Here is a 20,404-nt window from a genome sequence, read left to right on the forward strand (position 1 = left end):
CCCCCAAACCCGCCCAAACCCGCCCCAAACTGCGGGAGTCTCACGAACTCCCGCAGTACGAAAGGCAGTACCTCATGAGCACCCTGTGCCGACCCTCGGTCGCCGTCCCCGAACACGTCATCACCATGGCCGAATCGCTCGACCTCGCACGCCGCCTCCAGGCGGACAACCCGCGGCTGCCGCTGGCCCTGCGGCTGATCGAGAACACCGGCGTACGCAAGCGCCACCTCGTCCAGCCGATCGAGCAGACCCTGCGGCACCCGGGCTTCGAGGCCCGCAACCTCCTGTATCAACAGCAGGCCAAGAAGCGCGTGCCGCCCGTGGTCTACCAGGCGCTGGCCAACGCGGACCTCGGTGTGCGCGACATCGACCTCATCGTCTACGTCTCGTGCACCGGGTTCACGATGCCGTCGCTGACGGCGTGGCTGGTCAACGCCCTGGGCATGCGCTCGGACACGCGCCAACTGCCGATCGCCCAACTCGGCTGCGCGGCCGGCGGCGCCGCGATCAATCGGGCGCACGACTTCTGTGCGGCCTACCCCGACGCCAACGTACTGATCGTCTCCTGCGAGTTCTGCTCGCTGTGCTACCAGCCGGGCGACGACGACATCGGGTCGCTGCTGTCCGACGGACTCTTCGGCGACGCGGTCGCGGCGGCCGTGGTGCGCGGCTCGGGCGGCACGGGCATGCGGCTCGAACGCAACGGCTCCTACCTCATACCGCACACGCAGGACTGGATCTCCTACGCGGTGAAGGACACCGGCTTCCATTTCCGGCTGGACAAGCGCGTCCCCACGACGATGGAGCCGCTGGCCCCCGTCATGCGCGACCTCGTGCGCCGGCACCACTGGGACGCCTCGGCGTTGGACTTCTACGTGGTCCACGCCGGCGGCCCGCGGATCCTGGACGACCTGAGCCGGTTCCTCGGCGTCGACGCGCAGGCGTTCCGGCACAGCCGAGCCACCCTCACCGAGTACGGGAACATCGCCAGCGCGGTCGTGTTCGACGCCCTGGACCGGCTGTTCGCCGAAGGTGGGCCCGGCGTGGGCGGACACGGCATCATCGCCGGCTTCGGTCCCGGCATCACCGCCGAGATGGCGGTCGGCACCTGGATCGCCGACGCCGCGAAGGCGCCCGGGAACCGGTCCGCACATCGGGAGGCGGCGTCATGGTCGACGGTCTGATCATCCCTCCCGGCGTGGGCCGCACCCTGATCACCGCCGCGCAGGAGGTCACGTTCAAGGTCACCGGGGCGCATGCCCGCGACACCTCGACGTTCGAGGTCCTGGTGCCGCCCGGCTTCGACGTCGGCGCGCACGTCCACGCACACGGCGAGGAGTTCTTCTACGTACTGGAGGGCCAACTCGACGTCCTCGCCTTCGAACCGCGGGCCAGGACCACCGACGACTGGCGGACCTGGCGATCGGACACCGGCCGCGGCCCCGTCCGGGCCGGCCCCGGGAGCTGCATGTTCGTCCCGCCGGGCTGCCCGCACGCCTTCACCAATCCCACGGCCAAACCGGCACGGATGCTGTTCCAGGCGTCCCCGGCCCCCGATCACGAACGCTACTTCGAGCAGCTCTTCGAGATCTTCGGCGCCGGCGACCGCGTGGACGCGGCGGCGGTGGCCAGGCTCCGCGAGGAGTACGACATCCACCAGATCACCCCACTGCGACACGAGGCGCCGACCAACCCACGCACCCCACATACCGCACACACCCCACACACCACACCCGGCCCGCACACCCCACAGCCCGGGAGCACGCGATGACCACCCCATCGACCTCCGCCACCGCCTCCGGCTCCACCGACCCGCGCCGGCCGCCGGACTGGCTGATCTGCGCGCGCTGTCGTGCCCTCGTCTACCGCAGGCGCTTCGACCGTGCCGACGGCGTGTGTCCGGGCTGTGGCGGCCACAGTCCCCTGGCCGCCGGCCGGCGGCTCGACTCGCTGCTCGACCCCGACGGCATCGAGCCGTTGACCGCGCGCACGACCGTCGACGACCCGTTGGGCTTCGAGGACCTCAAGCGCTACCGCGACCGGCTGTCCGCCGCCCGCGCGGCCACCGGGCACGACGACGCGGTACGGGTGGCCGCCGGCACCCTGGCCGGGCATCCGGTGGTCATGGCCGCCATGGACTTCGCCTTCATGGGCGGCAGCCTCGGAGTGGCCGCCGGCGAGGCGATCTCGATGGCCGCCGACGCGGCCCTCGCCCGCCGCGCGCCACTGGTCCTGATCACCGCGTCCGGAGGCGCGCGGATGCAGGAGGGGGCGCTCGCCCTCATGCAGATGGCCAAGACCGCGGCCGCGATGGCCGAACTGGACGAGGCCGGCATCCTCACCGTCACCGTGGTCGCCGATCCGACGTACGGAGGAGTCGCCGCCTCGTTCGCCACGTCGGCCGACGTGGTGCTGTGCGAGCCGGGCGCACGCATGGGCTTCGCCGGCCCCCGCGTGATCGAGCAGACGATCGGGCAGCGCCTGCCCGACGGCTTCCAGACGGCGGAGTTCCTGCTGCGCCACGGGCTGGTCGACGGAGTGCGCCCGCGCGGCGAGCTGCGGCAGACGCTCGCGGTACTGCTGGCCGCGGCCCGCCCGCCGGCCGCACCTCGCGCGCCCCGAGCGGAGGGTCGGCGCAAGACCCCGCGGCCCGGTCGCGGAGCTGCCGCACACCGGCGCCGCGTCCGTGCTGCGCGATCCCGACGACCTGCCCGTCCGCCCCGCGCACGAGGTCGTCGCGGCCGCCCGCGACGTCCGCCGGCCGACCACGCGCGACCACCTCGCGTACTGGATGGACGCGTTCGTGGAACTGCGCGGCGACCGCGCGGGCGCCGACTGCCCGGCGCTCGTGGGCGGCCTGGGTGTGGTGGACGGCCGCGCGGTGATGGTGATCGGGCACCAGAAGGGCCACACGACGGCCGACCTGGTGCGCGCCAACTTCGCCATGGCCTCGCCCGCCGGCTACCGCAAGGTGATCCGCCTGGCGCGCCTGGCGGAGAAGGTCGGTGTGCCGCTCGTGACCTTGATCGACACGCCCGGCGCCCATCCCGGGATCGAGGCCGAACAGCAGGGCCAGGCCGGTGCCATCGCCGCCTGCCTGGGAGTCCTCGCCGGCCTGCGGGTGCCGGTGGTGGCCGTGGTCACCGGCGAGGGCGGCAGCGGCGGCGCGCTCGCGCTCGGCGTCGCCGACCGGGTGCTGATCAGCGCCAACGCGCTCTACTCGGTGATCAGCCCCGAAGGCTGCGCCGCGATCTTGTGGAAGAGCCGGGAGGCGGGCGCGGCGGCGGCCCGCGCGCTGGGCCTGGATGCCCGATCGCTGCTCGAACTCGGGGTGGTGGACGGCGTCGTCGCCGAGCCCGAGGGCGGCGCGCAGGCCGATCCCGCCGCCGCGAGCCTCGCGCTGCGCGACGCGGTACTGGCCGCCCTGGACGAACTCGCCGCCGCCGAACCGGCCGAGCGGGTCGCGCTGCGCCGAAGGCGGTTCCGCGCCTTCGGATTGCCCACGACCGCCGCGCACGTGTACGCGGGTCGGGCCGACGACCTGCGACCGAACGAGAACGAGAACGAGGACGACGAGGAGGCATCGGCATGAACGACGCCGACCACACGACCCAGGCCGCGACGCTGGCCGCGCTGCGCGACGCGCTGGGCAGGATCCTGAGCGATACCCCGGAACCGCCCACACGCGTGGTGGTGCGTTCCGGCGGATCGAGCATCGAGGTGGCGTGGCCCGCCGCGGCGGGCGCGCGGCCGGCCACGCGGTCCGCGCCGTCGGCACCGGCCTCCCCCGCTCCGCTTCCGTCGCCCGCCACTCCTCCGCCGGCCGCGGGGCATACCGTTCGGGCCCCGCTGGTGGGCACGTTCTACCGCTCCCCGGAGCCCGGGGCGCCACCGTTCGCCGAGGTCGGGGACGTCGTCCGGGTCGGCCAACAACTGGCCGTCATCGAGGCGATGAAGCTGATGAACGCGATCGAGGCCGACCGCGACGGCCGGGTGACCGCCGTCCTGATCGACAACGCCCAGGGTGTCGAGTTCGATCAGCCGCTCTTCGAACTCGACCCCGAGTACGACGGCGGCACCCACCCCGACCCCTCGCCCGAATCCGCGGCCACCGCGCCCGTCACGCCCGTCACGCCCGTCGCGCCCGAGCCGAACGTCGGGAGGTGACCGGCCGTGTTCGACACCGTGCTGATCGCCAACCGGGGCGAGATCGCCCTGCGGATAGTGCGCACCTGCCGGGACATGGGCATCACCACCGTGGTGGTGCACTCCGGCGTCGACCGGGACTCCGCCGCCGTGCGGGCGGCCGACCACCGCGTCAACATCGGCCCCGCCGATCCGCACCGCAGCTACCTCTACCCGCCGGCGATCATCGAGGCCGCGCTGCAGACCGGCGCCCAGGCCATCCACCCCGGGTACGGATTCCTCTCCGAGGACCCCGACTTCGCCACGATCTGCGCCGAGAACGGGCTGGTCTTCATCGGCCCCGATCCCGACGTCATGGCACGCCTCGGCGACAAGTCGACGGCCCGGCGGATCATGGCGGAAGCCGGGCTGCCGGTGGTGCCCGGTTCGGACCGGCCCGTCTCGACGGCCGACGAGGCCGCGGAGGTGGCGCAGCGGATCGGATTCCCGCTGATCGTCAAGGCCGTCGCCGGCGGCGGCGGCCGGGGCATGTCGGTGGTGCGCGACATCGGCGCGCTGCTGCCCACCTTCCGGGCGACGCGCGCCGCCGCCCAGGTGGCGTTCGGCGACAACCGCGTCTACCTGGAGCAGTATCTGTACGGCGCCCGACACATCGAGATCCAGATCCTCGCCGACGCCCACGGCAACGTCGTCCACCTCGGCGAGCGCGACTGCTCGGTGCAACGACGACACCAAAAGCTGATCGAGGAGTCCCCGGCGCCCCGGCTGCCCGCCGATCTGGCCGACCGGCTGGCCGCGCACGCGGTGGCCGGTGCTCGCGCCGTGGGCTATCGGGGCGCCGGCACCTTCGAGTTCCTGGTGCGCGGGGAGGACGCGGCCTTCATCGAGGTGAACTCCCGCATCCAGGTCGAGCATCCGGTGACCGAGATGGTGACCGGCGTGGACATCGTCCGCGAGCAACTGCTCGTCGCAGCGGGGGAACCGCTGGGCCCGAGCAGCCACGGATGGGCGCGTCGAGGCGCCGCGGTGGAGTGCCGGATCAACGCCGAGGACCCCAACCGCGCGTTCGTGCCCTGTCCGGGCAGGCTGACCGAGTTCACCGCACCGGCCGGCCCGTTCGTACGCGTGGACACGCACGCTTTCCCCGGCTCCCAGGCTCGGCCGGAGTACGACTCGTTGCTCGCCAAGGTCGTCACCTGGGGCCAGGACCGGGACCAGGCACTGGCCCGCATGCGGCGCGCGCTACGCGAACTGCGGGTCGAGGGCCCGGGGATGCACACCACCGCACCGCTGCTCGCCGAAGTCCTGGACGAGCCGGACTTCGTGGCCGGCACCCACGACACGACGCTCCTCGACCGCCGGGCCGAACCCGGACGAGCCGAACCCTGACCACTCGCACCGGCCTCGACCCGGTCCACCGCACTCCACTCCCCCACTCACGAATCGGGACCCTCTCATGTCACGTGTACTGGCCATCTCCGGCTCGCTGCGCAGGAACTCGGACAACAGCCGACTGCTGACCGCGCTACCCGCCCTCGCACCACCCGGCATGCGCTTCGAGGTGTTCCCGACGCTGGGCGAACTGCCGTTGTACAACCAGGACTTGGACGTCCACCCCGAACTTCCCTCGGTCCGCCGGCTGCGCGCGGCCATCCGGGCGGCCGACGGCCTGGTCATCGCCACCCCCGAGTACAACCACTCCATCCCCGGAGTCCTGAAGAACGCCTTCGACTGGGCGTCGCGTCCGCGCGGCGGTGCCGCCCTGAGCGGGAAAGGCGTCGCCGTGATGGTCGTGACGGCCAGCCGACTGCACGGATTCCGCGGCCTGAGCGACACCGTACGGATCCTGACCGGCCTGGGTAATCTCGTGGTTCCGCATCCGGAGGTGGTGGTCGGCGGGGCGCCCGAGGCGCTGGTGTCCGCACCGGACGGGGTGGTGCGACCGGCGGATCCGCGGGTGGCGGACCTGATCCGGACCCAACTGGCGACGCTGCACGACCTCGTCCGCACTAGTACCGCCCGGGCCGCGCCGGCGCGCCGGCACCGGACGGCTCCCGGCCCGCACTCGCCGCCACATGTGCGCACGTGAATGTCTCCGCCTCCACCGGCTCGGGCCGGTGGAGGCGGAGACGTTTTCCGTGTCTGCGGGATCCTGCGGATGCCCCGGGAGTGCCGGGGCCGCGTCGATCAACAGACGACGTGCGGCGGCGTACACCCGCCGGCATGTTGCCTGGCCCCGTCCGGAACGGGCGGGGGGTCGTCCGGCTTGCGTCGCCGCCGGACCCAGGGGATAGCCACGACCGTGGCGGTGAGGGCCGCCAGGGCTATGCTCGCGGGCTTGAAGCGGCGCTGTTCGGATGTCATCTTCTGCCTCCGTCGGAGGGGGTGGAATGCGGTGATCGAGTCGGTCACCGCTCCATCAATCTGACCCCACCTCGGCCCCGGGCGCATCCGACCACGGTCACGGGGTGGTCCCGGGTCCGTCCCGGAGGTCGGTCCCGGGACACGGCAGGACGGCCCGCACGACGGTGCCGCGCTCGCCGTTGTCGACCGTGAACGTGCCGCCCAGTTCCTCGGCCCGTTCGGCCATCGACCGCATGCCGATCCCGTCACCGGCCCCGGACCCGTCCCCGTCTCCCCCGGCGGGGTGCCCGTGGCCGTCGTCGACGATCTCGACGGTGACCTCGGCCGCCCGCACCCGTACCCGCAGCGCGGCCCGCTCGGCCCCCGAGTGGCGCACGACGTTGTTCAGTGCCTCGCCGGAGATGCGGTACACCGCCACCTCCACCGCGGCCGGCAGCGGCGGCAACGGATCGGGGTCGAGTTCGACCAGGATGCAGGGCCGGCCGGCGGATCGATTGTCGAGCCGGCTCGCCGACTCGCGCAGCGCGCACGCCAGCCCCATCCGGTCCAGCGCGGCAGGGGCCAGTCCCTCGGTGATCCGGCGCAGTTCGGTGATCGCCTCGCCGATGCCCTCGGACGCGACCATGAGCGTCCCCTCCGCCGGCGATCCCGCCGGAACGCAGGTCCTGGCGGTGTCGACCTGGAGCCGGGTGCCGGACAGCGCCGGTCCGAGCCCGTCGTGCAGATCGTGGCGCAGGCGCCGGCGCTCCTCCTCGCGCGCCAGCACGATGCGCTCACGGCTCTCCTGGAGGTCCTCGTACAGGCGCAGCGAGGCGATGGCGGGAGCCGCCTGATCGGCCAGGAAGCCCAGCACCTCGACGTCCTGGCGGTCGAGCACGACCTGGCCCGGGCGCGGCGGCGCCGACAGCCGGCCGATGACGACGCCCTCGTAGGTCAGCGGGAAGTCCATGCCACCGGGTCCGACCGTGCCCACCCGGGCCAGCTCGCGGGGTCCGCGACGGGTATCGACCACGACACCGGCGCCCGGCAGGTTGAGCGTGCGCACGACGGTCTCGCACAGGAGTGCGGGGGCGACGCCCGGCACGACGGCGCGACTCAGCCGTTCGGCCAGGTCCCGGACCACCTGGTAGGGCCGGGCCCGCTCGCCGTAGTAGAAGCGGTCGACGACGTACATCGCCTGTGTGATGGCCGGGCGCAGCAGCAGGCCGATCGCCAGCGAGCCGACGGCCATCACCACCGCGCCCGTGGACCGGGCGCCGGGCAGGAACCGGGAGAGTCCCACCACGATCGCGAAATAGCCCGCCATCAGCGCCGAGGCCAGGGCGAACGCGGCCAGCATCCGGCGCGTCGACCGGTCGAGGTGCCACTGTCGGTCCCGCGCGAAGGCGTAGGCGAAGGTCCCCGGCCACACCACCGAACTCGCGTAGAGCAGGATCTCGTAGGTGTCGGGCGAGAGCTTGAGGTGGTAGCCGCCGAAGACTACGAAGAGCCACACCAGATAGGGCAGCAACGGGATGATCCGCATCGGGTGCGGTCCGGGGGAACGCGCCCAGTGCACGGCCATGACGACCAGACTGGTCAGGATGACGAGCGGCGGGACGAGGTCCAGCCGCGGGGCGAGCCAGCTCCCCACCCATTGGCGCGCGTCGAGCCAGAAACCGTGCTGCAGGAAGCTCGGCACCCCGTAGAAGGTGGACACGGCGAGGTCGTAGAAGGTGTGGATGACGCTCCACAACGCCACGACCACCGCGTAGATCCGGATCGGTCCCCGCGGCAGGTATCCCTGCGGCAGCCACAGCGGCAGGGCGTACATCGCGAAGAGGTACACCACGTCGCACAGCAGCAGGATCGAGATGGCGACCGCGCCCAGGGCCGGCCCGACGCCGGCGAAGGCCGCCGCCAGGATCACGGCGCGTCCGACGGTCTGGGACAGGCCGGTCCACAGCAGCAGCCACCCCAGGCCCGGTGCCGACCGGTGTGCGATCACGAACAGGCCGGACAGTGCCAGTCCGACGCCCAGGAGCGCCGGGATGCCGCCTCTGGCGGGATCCGGCCCCAGTCGCTCGTCGCCCAGGTGGGTCACCAGCAGTACCAGCACGACGAGGCCGCCGAGCAGGGTGCAACCGCACACCACGTATGCCCGGGTATGGCCGACGCGTGGCTCGGCTGTGCTCATGGAGCCTCCTCACGGACGTCGTCGGGGGACACCGCCTCGCACGGGTGGGACCCGAGCCCCGTGGAGGGCCGAGCCGCCTCGGCGGTCCGTGCGGAGGTGTCGCCGATGTCCGGAACACCCGATGATGCGCTCACCGACGTCCCGGGCGCACGAGGCGGCGGTCCCATCGACGTCCCCGGCCGCGCCCGGGTGGATCAGTCGGCACCGAGGCCGAAGTCGCGGGCGCGGGCGACCGCCTCGGCGCGGGAGCCCACGTGCAGCTTCTCGAAGATGTGCGTGATGTGGTTGCGCACGGTCTTCTCCGCGAGGAACAAGCGGCGGGCGATGTGCCGGTTGTCCAGGCCGCGGGCGAGCAGGTCGAGCACTTCGCACTCGCGCGCGGTCAACTCGGGGAACAACCGCTCGTCGTCGCGCTGTGCGCTGCCCGCGAGCAGCGCGGTCAGCCGTACCGCGGTCTGCGCGCCGAACACCGCCCCGCCGGCGGCGACCGTGCGCACCGCGTGCAGCACCTCGTCGCGGGCCGCTCCCTTGACCAGGTAGCCACCGGCCCCGGCCCGCATCGCGGCGAGGAGGCTGCCGTCGTCGTCGGACATCGTCAGCACCAGGACCGGGACGCCGGTCGTCTCGGCGACGATCCTGCGGGTCGCCTCGATCCCGGATCCGTCGGGCAGGGTGAGGTCCATGATGACCAGGTCGGGTCGGTGCGCGGCGACCACTTCGGGGGCCGCCGCGGCGGTCTCGGCCTCGGCCACCACGGTGATGTCACCGGCGCTCTCCAGAGCCGCCCGCAACCCCGCCCGAAACAGTGGATGGTCATCGACGATCACGACACACAACGCTGCGGAAACGCTATCCCGAACCACGCGGCACATACTACGCGTAGTTCTTGTATCACTTTGGGTGATCCAACGGCTCGGCCCGCCCCCGGGCACGCCGCCCCGCCGACCGGCACACCGGCCCGTTCCGCCGCGACGCCATCCTGGAAGCCGAATAGGCCATCTTCCGGCCGGTTTCCAAAAAGGATGATCTGCGCGAGCGCCGACCGCCTCGTGGAGAGCCCCACGGAGACCCATGGAGACCCGTTGCGACCCGTGGCGACCCGTGGCGACCCGTGGTGCGGATTCGTTCGACCCGGCATACGGGTGAAAACGCTCCGATTCGGCGCGTCTCGGCCGCCCGATGGTGTCGGCGAAAGGCAATGTTCCGAATTACCGATATTCGTTCGATATGCCGAACGTCGTCCACCGTCTCCGTGGAGTCTCCCCGTGTTCCCAGCCCCAAGCCGCACACCATCCACCTGGACCCAGCGTCTGACGGTCGCCGCGATCGCGGTCGGCGCCGGCACCATCGCCGCCGGCGGATCCGCTTTCGCCCTGCCCATGGCGCCGGGCGACAACGGCGACGTGAAGGTGCACAAAACCACCACAGACCCGACGAACCCGGTCAACGAGCCCAAGGTCTGCAAGTTCTACCTGGCCGCGTTCGACTTCGACCCGCTCCAGGAGGTCACCTACACGATCGCCACGCAGCCGCCGAACGGCAGCGGCCCCGTGTTGGGCGGCAAGATCACCCTCGTCGACGGGAACGGGCATACCGAGAACCTGTCGCTGCCCGACGGGCAGTACAAGCTCGTGTGGACCTTCGAAGGCGCGAGCGGCGCCGGCAAGCAGAAGGTCTTCAACGTCGACTGCCCCGACACCGGCCCGGGCACCACCGGCGGCACCACCGGCGGCGGCACGAACGGCGGGAACGGCACGCAGCCCGACGGCAGCGTCGAAGCCGGCGGCGGAGGCGGCATCTCGCAGTCCAACACCACCGAGATGACCACCGGCGTGGTCGTGGCGGCGGCGGCCGCCGGAGGCTTCGGCTACTACATCGTCCGTCGTCGCCGTGCCGCGGACGATGGGTCGTCCTGACCCGCGGTCCTCGCACCGCAAGCGTGGCCCCAGCCCGATCGCGGCTGGGGCCACCGCGCTGACCCTCGTCGCGGGACTGTGGCTCGCGTACTACGGATCCGACGACGGCCCGATCGAGCGCCCCCCCGCTCCCGCCGCCGAACCGCTCCGCCTCCCCTCGGACACGCGGCCTCGGGTCGACGCCGCCCCGCTGCCGCCGTCGGAACCGACCCGGATCAAGATCCCGGACATCGGGGTCGACGCGCCGATGGGGGCCCTCACCATGGGCCCGGACAGGCGCTTGAGCTCCCCGCCGGTGAACAACAAGAACCTCGTCGGCTGGTACCGCGCCGGCATCGCCCCGGGAGCCGCGGGCAACGCCGTCATGGTCGGGCACGCGGACACCCGCTCGGGCCCCGCGGTGTTCTTCAGACTCGGCCTGCTGCGCCCGGGAGACAACATCGAGGTGCTCCGGAAGGACCGACGCAAGGCGATCTTCACCGTCGACGCCGTCCGGTCCTATCCGAAGGACGATTTCCCCGACGCACTCGTCTACGGACCCACCGACGCCGCCGAGTTGCGCGTGATCACCTGCGGCGGGCACTACGACAAGCACACCGGCTACGCCGCGAACGTGGTCGTCTTCGCCCACCTGACGGCCACCCGCTGAGGCGGGGACCCGCTGCCTGCGCTCCTACACCGGAAACGCCGGCAGCGGTCCCCGGTGGAGCCAGGCGTCGAGCAGGGCGTCCACCGGACGGGACGCGTACCGGGCGGCGTGCGCCGTGAACACGTTCGTGGTGACCACCCGGTGGCGGTGCGCCGTGGTCCAGTCCCGCAGCATCGCGAAGAACGCGGCGTCGCCGAGGGCGCGGCGCACCGCGTGCGCCGTAAGGGCACCGCGGCCGTACACGCGGTCGTCGAAGAGCAGCTTCTGCCGGGGTCGGGACAGGATCAGGTCCTGGGGCAGCGCGGCCAGTACCGCGTATTCGGCGCGCGCGAGGTCGGCCGCCGAGCGCCCGCCGGAGCGCTCCGACCACAGCCACTCCGCGTACCGGGCGAAGCCCTCGTTCAGCCAGATGTGCCGCCAGCCGGCCAGGCCGACGCTGTTGCCGAACCACTGGTGCGCCAACTCGTGGGCCACGAGCCGCTCGAAGCCGCCGGCGCCGTCGACGTGGTTCGCGCCGAAGGTGGCCATGCCCTGCGCCTCGATCGGGACGTCCAGGTCGTCCTCGGTCACCACCACGGTGTACTCGTCGAACGGGTACGGGCCGAACAACTCCTGGAACAGCGCCATCATCTCCGGCTGGCGCGCGAAGTCCGCCCGGAACCGGGGCAGCAACGGGCCCGGCACGTGCGCGAGTTGCGGCACACCGGCGTCCCTCGCGGCCACCCGGACCGTTTCGTAGTGCCCGATCGACACGCTGACCAGGTAGCTCGGGGTCGGCGCCGGCTGCTCATACACCCATGTGGCGCTGGTTCCCCGGCCGCTGTGGGTCAGCAACCGGCCGCTCACCACCACGGTGTAGTCGGCGGGGGCGGTCACCGATATCTGGTAGGCCGCCTTGTCGTCGAGCCGGTCGTTGCACGGGTACCACGAGGGCGCGCCGATCGGCTGGCTGGCCACCAGCGAGCCGTCGGTCAACTCCTCCCAGCCGACCCCGCCCCACGGGCTGCGTACCGGCTTGGGGTTGCCGGCGTAGTACACCTCGACCGTGAACGCCGCGTTGGCGTCGATCGGGGTACTCGGGCGCACGCGCAGCTTGCCGGCCCGGTGGGTGTAGCGCGCGGGCCGGCCGGCCACCAGCACCCGGCCGATCCGGAAGTCCGCGAGGTCCAGGGTGAACTCGGACAGCGTCCGGGGTCCGGCGACCGCGCCGATCCGGGCGGAACCGGCGAGCCGGTTGGGGCCGGGACGGTAGTCCAGGGCGAGTTCGTAGCGGTGGGCGTGGTAGCGCGGGTCGCCGTGCGTCCCGAAGTAGGTGTCGACGCCGAGCGGGCGTGTTCCGTTGTCGGCCACCGATGCGTACTCCGTCCCCGTCTCGGCCACCGTCGCGAGACGGGCCGAGTCCTGCGCGTCCGGCTCGGGCCGCGTCACCGTCGCCATGCCTCGATCGGATTGCCCAGCCAGCTGGTGTCCTCCGGCACCGACTCGCCGCGCATCACGAGCGAGCCGGGGCCCAGCGTGCTGCGCGCCCCGACGGTGCTGCCGGGCAGCACGATCCCGCGCGGGCCCAGGGTGGCGCCCTCGCGAAGGATCACAGTATCCATGCGCATGATCCGGTCGTGGAAGAGATGCGTCTGCAACACGCAGCCGCGGCCCACGCTGACCGCGTCGCCGAGCGTGACCAGGTCGGCCTCGGGCAGCCAGTAGCTCTCGCACCACACGCCGCGACCGATCCGCGCCCCGAGTCCGCGCAGCCACAGGTTCATCAGCGACGTGCCCGGTACGGCGCCGATCAGCCACGGGACGGCCAGCACCTCGACGAAGGTGTCCGCGAGCTCGTTGCGCCAGACGAATCCGCTCCACAGCGGGTGCTCCACCGGGCGGAAGCGGCCGACCAGGATCCACTTGGCGGCGATGGACACCACGCACGCGAGCGCGCCGGCACCCAACAGCACGATCCCGGAGAGCAGTGCGGCCAGGGCGAGCGAGTGCGCCGCGAGCCACGCGAGGGCGGCCAGGGTGAGGACGGTCAGGGCGGCGGAGCACAGGACCGGGACGCCCCGGCACAGCTCGACCAGGCCGCGCGCCCAGCGCAGCCGGGCCGGCGGGTCGTAGGTCAGACCCTGGTCGGCCACGTCCGCCGAGCGAGGCAGCCGCATCGGCGGCATGCCCAGGTACGAGCCACCCTTCTTGGTCTTCTTCGGCGTCGCCGACAGCACCCCCACCAGGCCCCGGGCGGGCACCGAGCGGCCCGGCGCGGTCATCCCCGAGTTGCCCAGGAAGGCCCGCTCGCCGATCTCCGCCTCGCCGATCCGGATCCACCCGCCGCCGAGTTCGTAGGATGCGATCAGCGTGTCGTCGGCCAGGAAGGCCCCGTCGCCGACCGTGGTCAGGCTCGGCAGCGCGAGCACCGTGGACGCCTCGACACCCTTGCCGACCTTCATGCCGAGCGCACGCAGCCAGATCGGCGTGAACAGGCTGGCGTACAGCGGGAACAACCTCTCGCGGGCCAGGTCCATGAGCTGGGCGACGGTCCACGCCTGCCAGCCGGTCCGGCCGTGCAGCGGGTGGTAGCCCGGGCGCAGGCCCAGGCTGAGCAGCCGGACGGCGAGCACGATCGACAGCGCGTACGCGAGGGCGAAGGCGGCCACCGCGGGCACGAGCGCGCTCAGGGCGCCGCCGAGGGCCGCGCCGAGGCCGTCGCCGGGGTGCACGAAGGCGGCCAGGATCGGCAGCGCGGGCAGCGCCGCAACGATCGTGAGCGCGTGCGGGAGCAGGCCGCTCGCGCCGTACAACACGGCCCAGCGCGCCTTGCGCGGCGGACGTTCGCCGAGCCGGGCGGGGTCGACCTTGCCGAGCCGGACCGCCGGCACCCCGCCCCAGCGGCGGCGCGGCGACACGTTGCCGGTGACCGCGGAGCCCGCGACCACCTCGGCGGAGCGGCCGATCCGGGCGCCGGGGAACAGCGTGCTGCGGGTGCCGACGATCGCGCCGGCGCCGACCTTGAGCGCGCCGATCTCCAGTCGGTCGCCGTCGAGCCAGTGGCCGGACAGGTCCACCTCGGCCTCGACGGCGCAGCCTCGGCCGAGCTTGAGCATCCCGGTGACGGGCGGGAGGGTGTGCAGGTCGACGTCGGGGCCGACCTTGACGCCGAGCGCGCGGGCGTAGCGGATCAGCCAGGCGCCGGACAGCGCGGTGGCGCCGCTGGCGTCGGCGAGCAGCTCGGCGGCCCACAGGCGGATGTGTACGCCGCCGCCGCGTGGATAGCTGCCCGGGCGCAGGCCGCGCAGGAGCAGTCGGGCACCGCCGGCGGCGATCGCGACCCGGCCGGGCGGGCTGAACAGGGCCACCCAGCCGGCCGCGACCCACCACCACGAGACGGTCGGCGCCCACGGGTAGGTGCCGAACCAGGCCGCCGCGTTGCCGAGGGCGAGCAGGCCGACCGTCCAGCGCAGCCCGGTCAGGGTGAACAACGGGACGAGCAGGAGCAGCTGGGCGAGCCGGGCCCGGGCGGGGGTGGGGGCCACCACGCGGACCGCGCCCGCGTCCTGGGCGGAGCGCTCCAGGCGGCGGGCCAGCTTGCGCAGCGTGGGGTGCTGGTAGATGTCGGCGACCGCGGCGGCGGGGTAGCGCTCGCGCAGCAGCGTGGTCAGCCGGGCGGCGGCGAGGCTGTTGCCGCCGATCGCGAAGAAGTCGTCGCGGGCGGTGTCCGGCGCCAGGCCCAGGACCTCGGTCCACTGCTCGGCGAGCCAGGCCTCGGTGCCGTACAGCTGCTCGGTGGGGCCGGTGTCCTCGCTGTCCGCGAGCGGCCAGGGCAGCGCGTCGCGGTCGACCTTGCCGGAGGTGCGGGTGGGCAGCTCGGCGACGGGGGCGAGTCGGGGCACCAGGGCCGCGGGCAGCTCGGCGCGCAGTCGGCGGACCGCCTCGTCGCGGTCCCAGCCGTCGGCGGTCACCAGGTAGCCGACGAGGAGCTGGTTGCCGCCCTTGACCGTGCGCACGGCGGCCGCGGCGCCCGCGACGCCCGGCAGGGCCTGGAGGGCGGCGTCGATCTCGCCGAGTTCGATCCGTCGGCCGCCGAGCTTGATCTGCTCGTCGCCGCGGCCGACGAACACCAGGCCCTCGGCGTCGGCGCGCACGACGTCGCCGCTGCGGTAGGCGCGCGGCCAGCCCATGGACTCCAGCGGGGCGTACTTCTCGGCGTCCTTGGCCGGGTCGAGGTACCGGGCCAGGCCGACGCCGCCGATCACCAGCTCGCCGCTCTCGCCCATCGCGACGGGGCGGCCTTCGGGGTCGACCACGGCCAGTTCCCAGCCGTCGAGCGGCAGGCCGATCCGGACCGGGCCGGCCCCGGTGAGCAGGGACCCGCAGGCGACCACGGTGGCCTCGGTCGGGCCGTACGTGTTCCAGACCTCGCGGCCCTCGGCAACCACGCGCTCGACCAGCTCGGGCGGGCATGCCTCGCCGCCGAAGATCAACAGCCGGACGTCGAGCAGCGCCTCGGTCGGCCACAGCGCGGCCAGGGTGGGCACCGTGGACACCACGGTGATCTCCTGCTCCGCGAGCCAGGGCCCGAGGTCGGCGCCGGAGCGCACCCGCGAGCGCGGGACGGTGACCAGGCACGCGCCGTATCGCCACGCGAGCCACATCTCCTCGCACGACGCGTCGAAGGCGACGGACAGGCCCGCCATCACCCGGTCGCCGGGGCCGATCGGCTCGTCCTGGAGGAACAGGCCGGCTTCGGCGTCCACGAAGGCGGCGGCGTTGCGGTGGGTGACGGCGACGCCCTTGGGCTTGCCGGTGGAGCCGGAGGTGAAGATGATCCAGGCGTCGTCGCTCGGGCCCGGGCGGCCGGGCGGGATCGGCGCGGCGGCGCCCGTACCGTCCGTACCGCCCATGCCGCGCAGGTCGCGGTCGGCGCCCAGGACGGCGCGCACCCCGGCCTCGCCGAACACCAGGTCCGCGCGCTCGTCCGGGTCCTCGGCGTCCACCGGGACGTAGGCGGCGCCGGCGGCCAGCACGGCGAGGATGCAGACGTAGAGGTCGTTGCTGCCGGAGGGCACCCGGATGCCGACGCGGTCCCCGACGCCGATGCCGGCCGCGGCGAGCCTGCGGCGCAGGGTCTCGACCTCGGCGGCCAGCGCGCGGTAGGTCAGCGTCCGGCGGCCGTCGTCGAGGGCGGGCTCGTTGGGGTGGGCCCGGACGGTGGCGTCCAGGATGTCCACGAGCGTGCGGGGTGCGGGGGCCTGGCGGCCCGGATAGACGGCGCGGGCCGCGGTCGGTGTCGCCGCGGTTCCGAGCGGGTCCTCCGCGGCGCGGAACGGTGTCGTGATGGCCATACAGTCCTCATCCCTGGCCCCCTCCCTCCGCTGTCGGGGGGCTCCGGGGGAAGTGTCACGTGGCCCCGCTCCATTCCGGTGGGTCGCTTCTCAAGCGGGGCAACCCGATCGACAGTAACTCCGTTCGACCCACTTCGACGACCGACGATTCGATCAACTGGCTCTGGAATAACGGGATCTGATGCTCCGTCAGATTATATTTGACGCCCCGTCAGTTCTGACGAGCCCCTGAAACAACGGCTCTTGACGGACCGTCAGTCCAGAACCACGATTACGCGAGCCACCCACGCCACTGTGACCCACGCAACACCGTAGACCCCTCCCGAATCCCCCGCCCGACATGCTCCGCCGCACGGATGACGCCCGAAAGGGCGACCCCACACCCGTTCGGGCGCATCCCGGACGGCACCGTATGGCGCCACGATCGTGCGGGCCGCGCGGTGAGCTCTTCGGTCACTCCGCGTCCGGACGAACCTGCTGCGTTTCGCGAAGGACCGCCCAGGCGTCCGCCACGGGGCCCACGTGCCCGAGCTTGTCGGGGTTGCTCACCGTGCGGATCGCCTGGATCCGCCCGTCGAGGATGTCGAGTGTCCAGGTGTTGACGACCTTGCCGTCCCGGTCGCGGAAGATCGCGCCCGGTTGGCCGTTCATTTGCCGCGGCTCCACGACGCCGCCGATCCGGACGAACGGCGGGAGGAAGGCGGCGAGCACCAGGGACACGTGCTCGGCGCCGAAGAAGCCCCTGGCCCACTGCGGGGCCTTGCCGCCGCTGTCCGCGATCATCGACACGTCGGCGGCGAGGAGTTCCCGCAGCCCGTCGACGTTCCCCTCCCGGAAGGCGTCGAAGAATCGCTCGGCGAGCTCCTCGCGCTCCTTCCGGTCGGCCTCGAACCGGGGCCGGCCGGCATCCATGTGGCGGCGCGCCCGCACCGCGAGCTGGCGGCACGCCGCCTCCGACCTGCCCACCGCCGAGGCGATCTCCGGGAAGCCGAAGGCGAACACCTCCCGCAGCACGAAGACCGCCCGCTCCAGCGGGCTGAGCCGCTCCAGCAGCAACAGAGATGCCATCGACAGCGAGTCGGCCAGCTCCGCCGATTGCTCCGGGTCCTCGTAGGGGTCGGTCAGCAGCGGCTCGGGAAACCACGGCCCGACGTACTCCTCCCGCCGCACGCGACCCGACCGCAGCACGTCGATCGAGACCCGGGTCACCACGGCCGACAGGAACGCCCTGGTCGACGCGGGCCGGGCCGAGGAGAGCTCGTAGCGCAGCCAGGTGTCCTGGACCGCGTCCTCGGCCTCGCTCACACTGCCGAGGATGCGGTACGCGATCGAGAACAGCAGCGGCCGCAGTTGTTCGAACTCCTCGACCCGGGTCACGCCAGCCCCTCCTTGAAGCCCTGGCGCCACGACGGATAGCGCAGCTCCCAGCCGAGTTCCCGCTTGGCCTTGGCGTTGGCGAAGCCGCGCCCCTCGGTCATCATCGTCACCACCACATCCCCGGCCAGCAGCCGGGCCAGCCACACCGGGACCCGCATCGGCCGCTTCGCCCCCGCGCACGCCGCCAGATAGGGCAACCACTCGCTCTCCGGGGCCGGTTCGTCGTCGACGATGTTGAACACGCCCGTCGACTTCTGCTCGACGGCCAGGACGGTGGCGCTCGCCGCGTCGTCGAGATGCACCCACGACGCGTAGCCGGTGCCGCCCCCGACCAACGGGAACTGCCGCTTGCGCACGAGCACGAGTTGGTCGTCGGTGGCGCCCGGACCGTAGAACGCGCCGTACCGCATCACCGCGCCGCCGGCCGCCGAGACCACGTCCTCGACGTGGCGGAGCGCCTCCATCGCCGGGTGCGCCGCCGTCCCCTCGTGCAGGTCGAGCGGGTCCTCCTCCGTCTTCACCCATCCGCCCTCGCGGATGCCGTTCCAGTTGGCGTAACCCTGCGCGACGAAGTGCGATACGCCGGTCGCCTCGGCCGCGGCCAGCAGGTGATCCGTCCCCTCGGTGCGCAGCCGGATGGTCGGCACGGACCACCGGTCGAAGTGCTTCAGGTCGGGCTTGCCGGCGTGCGCCATGCTGATCCCGGTCATCTGGTGCACGATCACATCCGGCCGGGCCGAGGCCACCGCCTCACCGACCGATGCCGCGTCCAGCCCGTCCATCACGACGCCGTCCGCGCCCAGTTGCGCCACCACACCGAGCTTGGCCGCGCTCGTCGTCGTAGCCGTCACCTGGTGGCCACGGGCCACCAGCTGCGGCACCAGCCGCCGCCCGAGAACCCCGGTCCCACCTGCCACGAACACCCGCATGACCATCACCATCCCGATTCCGGAGTCAGTGTCCGAGAATGAGACGAGACAGCCCCGCCGCCTGTGACATCGGAGCACCGGTGGTTGGACGGGGCGGACACTTGCCGCCGGTTCACGGCGCGGTGCAACCGCTCGGCACGCGGCCCATGTACGCGTCGCGGTCGACCGCGCCGGGCGCGAGGTCGAGCCGGGTGTCGGGTTGCCCCCTGCTGATCGACGTGGGCTGCTCGTTGCCGCGGGTCGATGCTCAGTTCGCCGGGGCGGTGAGGTCCTTCGCGTACCAGATCTCGGCGTACGCGCCCGTGTTGTAGGCGGGGATCTCGGCATAGCCGTTGCGCGTGTACAGCGCACGGGCCTCGACCAGGTCCAGGCGCGTGTCGAGCACGATGCGCTCCGCGCCCAGTGCGCGGGCTGCCTCGTCCACGGCGGCCATCAGCTGCCGGCCGCCACCGGTACCGCGCAGGTCGGGGCGGACGAACACGCGGCACAGCTCGGCCGTCCGCGCGTCCAGCACCCGCAGCCCCGCGCAGGCCGCCGGCTCGCCGCCGTACGTCCCGATCAGGAACGCGCCCGTGGGCGCGGCGAGATCGTCGCTCGGCGCGGCGGCCAGACCGTCCTCGATCTCGGCCGGCGTGGAGTCGCGACCCTCGTGCAGCCGGTAGTACCGGTCGCTCACCTCGACGAAGTACGCGCGCAGCAGGGCGAGCGCGTCGGCCGAACCGACGGGCGCCGGCGCGATCGTCCAGGTCTGGTGGGTCCGGGTGGCAGTGGACATGGCCGGCATTGTTCCGCACCCGTCTCGACGCCGGGCGAGCGGGGTGGGACGGACGCAACGCCGGCGCCGGCGCCGACGACTGCGGATACCGCGGATGTCGCGGCGACCGTCAGGAAGTGGCGGACGGCTCCCGCCGCAGACCCACGTAGCTCCAACTCACGCCCTGCCGGCCGTGCGGATCCTGACGGGCACTGAGGTGCGTGGCGGTCAGGCCGTGCTCGCGGGCGAGTTCGACGGTCTCGTGTGCCGTGACGTCGAACATCCGCCGTCCCGCCGGCACCGGGCCGTGCCGCAGCGACAGGACCACGCACCCCTCGGGGGCGAGCAGGCCGGCGACGGTCCCCATGGACCGGGCCCGCTGCCGCTCGTCGAGGTGCATCCACACCGCCGTCAGCAGGATCAGGTCGAAGTGCCCACCGTGATCACGCAGCACCGCCAGCTCGGGCAGCGCGTCGTCGACCCACTCGATGTCCGTGCCGGCGTGCGTCCACCGTCCCAGGGACCGAAGTTCCGCGGTGGGCTCGGCCGCGACCACCCGATGGCCGAGGGCCACCAGCGCGGCGGCGTCGCGGCCGCTGCCGGCGCCTATGTCCAGGATCGCGGACGGGTGCGTGGGGAACAGGTGCAGCACATCGCGATGGACATCGGCGAAGGACACGCTCTCGTACTGCTCGACGAGGTCGGCGGCGGCTTCGCCGTATCCGGCGGTACTGGCGAGCATCATCGGATCGGTCACGCG

General features: G+C 72.8%; 16 protein-coding genes and 1 pseudogene. 9 read left to right on the top strand and 8 right to left on the bottom strand.

What is annotated here, in order from left to right; translation table 11 throughout:
• Positions 1-74: 74 nt before the first annotated feature.
• The 7 genes and pseudogenes from OG928_RS38655 to OG928_RS38685 all read left to right on the top strand — a co-directional run bounded on the left by OG928_RS38655 (position 75) and on the right by OG928_RS38685 (position 6,235).
• Positions 75-1,184: a type III polyketide synthase gene (locus OG928_RS38655; protein WP_331766674.1), complete on the top strand. Its 1,110-nt coding sequence runs from the start codon at positions 75-77 to the stop codon at positions 1,182-1,184.
• Entirely contained in the window at positions 1,169-1,771 is a 603-nt protein-coding gene (locus tag OG928_RS38660; protein ID WP_331766675.1) for a cupin domain-containing protein, read from the top strand. Before OG928_RS38655 ends, OG928_RS38660 begins: the two co-directional genes overlap by 16 nt.
• A pseudogene (locus OG928_RS38665) lies at positions 1,768-2,421 on the top strand (carboxyl transferase domain-containing protein); the annotation flags it as partial. The gene OG928_RS38660 and the pseudogene OG928_RS38665, both read left to right, overlap by 4 nt.
• A 265-nt stretch (positions 2,422-2,686) precedes the next feature.
• Positions 2,687-3,592 carry a carboxyl transferase domain-containing protein gene (locus tag OG928_RS38670; RefSeq protein ID WP_331766676.1) on the top strand — a complete coding sequence of 302 codons (906 nt, stop codon included), beginning with the start codon at positions 2,687-2,689 and terminating at the stop codon, positions 3,590-3,592.
• A complete protein-coding gene (accB, locus tag OG928_RS38675) occupies positions 3,589-4,167 on the top strand; it encodes an acetyl-CoA carboxylase biotin carboxyl carrier protein (RefSeq protein WP_331768264.1) in 579 nt (192 codons plus the stop codon). Before OG928_RS38670 ends, accB begins: the two co-directional genes overlap by 4 nt.
• Before the next feature lie 6 nt (positions 4,168-4,173).
• Positions 4,174-5,535, top strand: a complete 1,362-nt coding sequence (locus OG928_RS38680) for a biotin carboxylase N-terminal domain-containing protein (RefSeq protein WP_331766677.1) — start codon at positions 4,174-4,176, stop codon at positions 5,533-5,535.
• A 67-nt stretch (positions 5,536-5,602) separates the two neighbouring features.
• Positions 5,603-6,235, top strand: coding sequence for an NAD(P)H-dependent oxidoreductase (locus tag OG928_RS38685; protein ID WP_331766678.1), 633 nt, complete (start codon positions 5,603-5,605; stop codon positions 6,233-6,235).
• A gap of 372 nt (positions 6,236-6,607) precedes the next feature.
• On the opposite strand, the gene OG928_RS38690 is transcribed toward OG928_RS38685, so the two are convergent.
• Entirely contained in the window at positions 6,608-8,686 is a 2,079-nt protein-coding gene (locus OG928_RS38690; protein WP_331766680.1) for a histidine kinase, read from the bottom strand.
• A gap of 194 nt (positions 8,687-8,880) precedes the next feature.
• Positions 8,881-9,558 carry a response regulator gene (locus OG928_RS38695; protein WP_406291583.1) on the bottom strand — a complete coding sequence of 226 codons (678 nt, stop codon included), beginning with the start codon at positions 9,556-9,558 and terminating at the stop codon, positions 8,881-8,883.
• Between the two features lie 393 nt (positions 9,559-9,951).
• Between OG928_RS38695 and OG928_RS38700 the strand changes: the two genes are divergently transcribed.
• Together OG928_RS38700 and OG928_RS38705 are read left to right on the top strand one after the other, a co-directional pair.
• Positions 9,952-10,602, top strand: a complete 651-nt coding sequence (locus OG928_RS38700; protein ID WP_331766681.1) for a hypothetical protein — start codon at positions 9,952-9,954, stop codon at positions 10,600-10,602.
• Positions 10,589-11,251, top strand: coding sequence for a class F sortase (locus OG928_RS38705; protein ID WP_331766682.1), 663 nt, complete (start codon positions 10,589-10,591; stop codon positions 11,249-11,251). The genes OG928_RS38700 and OG928_RS38705 overlap by 14 nt, the downstream gene beginning before the upstream one ends.
• A gap of 24 nt (positions 11,252-11,275) precedes the next feature.
• Here OG928_RS38705 and OG928_RS38710 read toward each other — a convergent pair whose 3' ends face one another.
• The 6 genes from OG928_RS38710 to OG928_RS38735 form a co-directional block, all read right to left on the bottom strand.
• Positions 11,276-12,688 carry a M1 family metallopeptidase gene (locus tag OG928_RS38710; RefSeq protein WP_331766683.1) on the bottom strand — a complete coding sequence of 471 codons (1,413 nt, stop codon included), beginning with the start codon at positions 12,686-12,688 and terminating at the stop codon, positions 11,276-11,278.
• On the bottom strand, positions 12,676-16,584 hold the full coding sequence (locus OG928_RS38715) for a Pls/PosA family non-ribosomal peptide synthetase (RefSeq protein ID WP_331766684.1): 3,909 nt from the start codon (positions 16,582-16,584) through the stop codon (positions 12,676-12,678). The genes OG928_RS38710 and OG928_RS38715 overlap by 13 nt, the downstream gene beginning before the upstream one ends.
• A 453-nt stretch (positions 16,585-17,037) precedes the next feature.
• Entirely contained in the window at positions 17,038-17,961 is a 924-nt protein-coding gene (locus OG928_RS38720) for an RNA polymerase sigma-70 factor (protein WP_331766685.1), read from the bottom strand.
• Positions 17,958-18,890 carry an NAD(P)-dependent oxidoreductase gene (locus OG928_RS38725; protein ID WP_331766686.1) on the bottom strand — a complete coding sequence of 311 codons (933 nt, stop codon included), beginning with the start codon at positions 18,888-18,890 and terminating at the stop codon, positions 17,958-17,960. Before OG928_RS38725 ends, OG928_RS38720 begins: the two co-directional genes overlap by 4 nt.
• Positions 18,891-19,137: 247 nt before the next feature.
• Positions 19,138-19,665, bottom strand: coding sequence for a GNAT family N-acetyltransferase (locus OG928_RS38730; RefSeq protein ID WP_331766687.1), 528 nt, complete (start codon positions 19,663-19,665; stop codon positions 19,138-19,140).
• 109 nt (positions 19,666-19,774) lie between these two features.
• Positions 19,775-20,389 (bottom strand): class I SAM-dependent methyltransferase, encoded by a 615-nt coding sequence (locus OG928_RS38735; protein ID WP_331768266.1) that lies wholly within the window; start codon positions 20,387-20,389, stop codon positions 19,775-19,777.
• Positions 20,390-20,404 lie beyond the last annotated feature (15 nt).

Source organism: Embleya sp. NBC_00896 (genome assembly GCF_045207785.1).
Classification (GTDB): Bacteria; Actinomycetota; Actinomycetes; order Streptomycetales; family Streptomycetaceae; genus Embleya.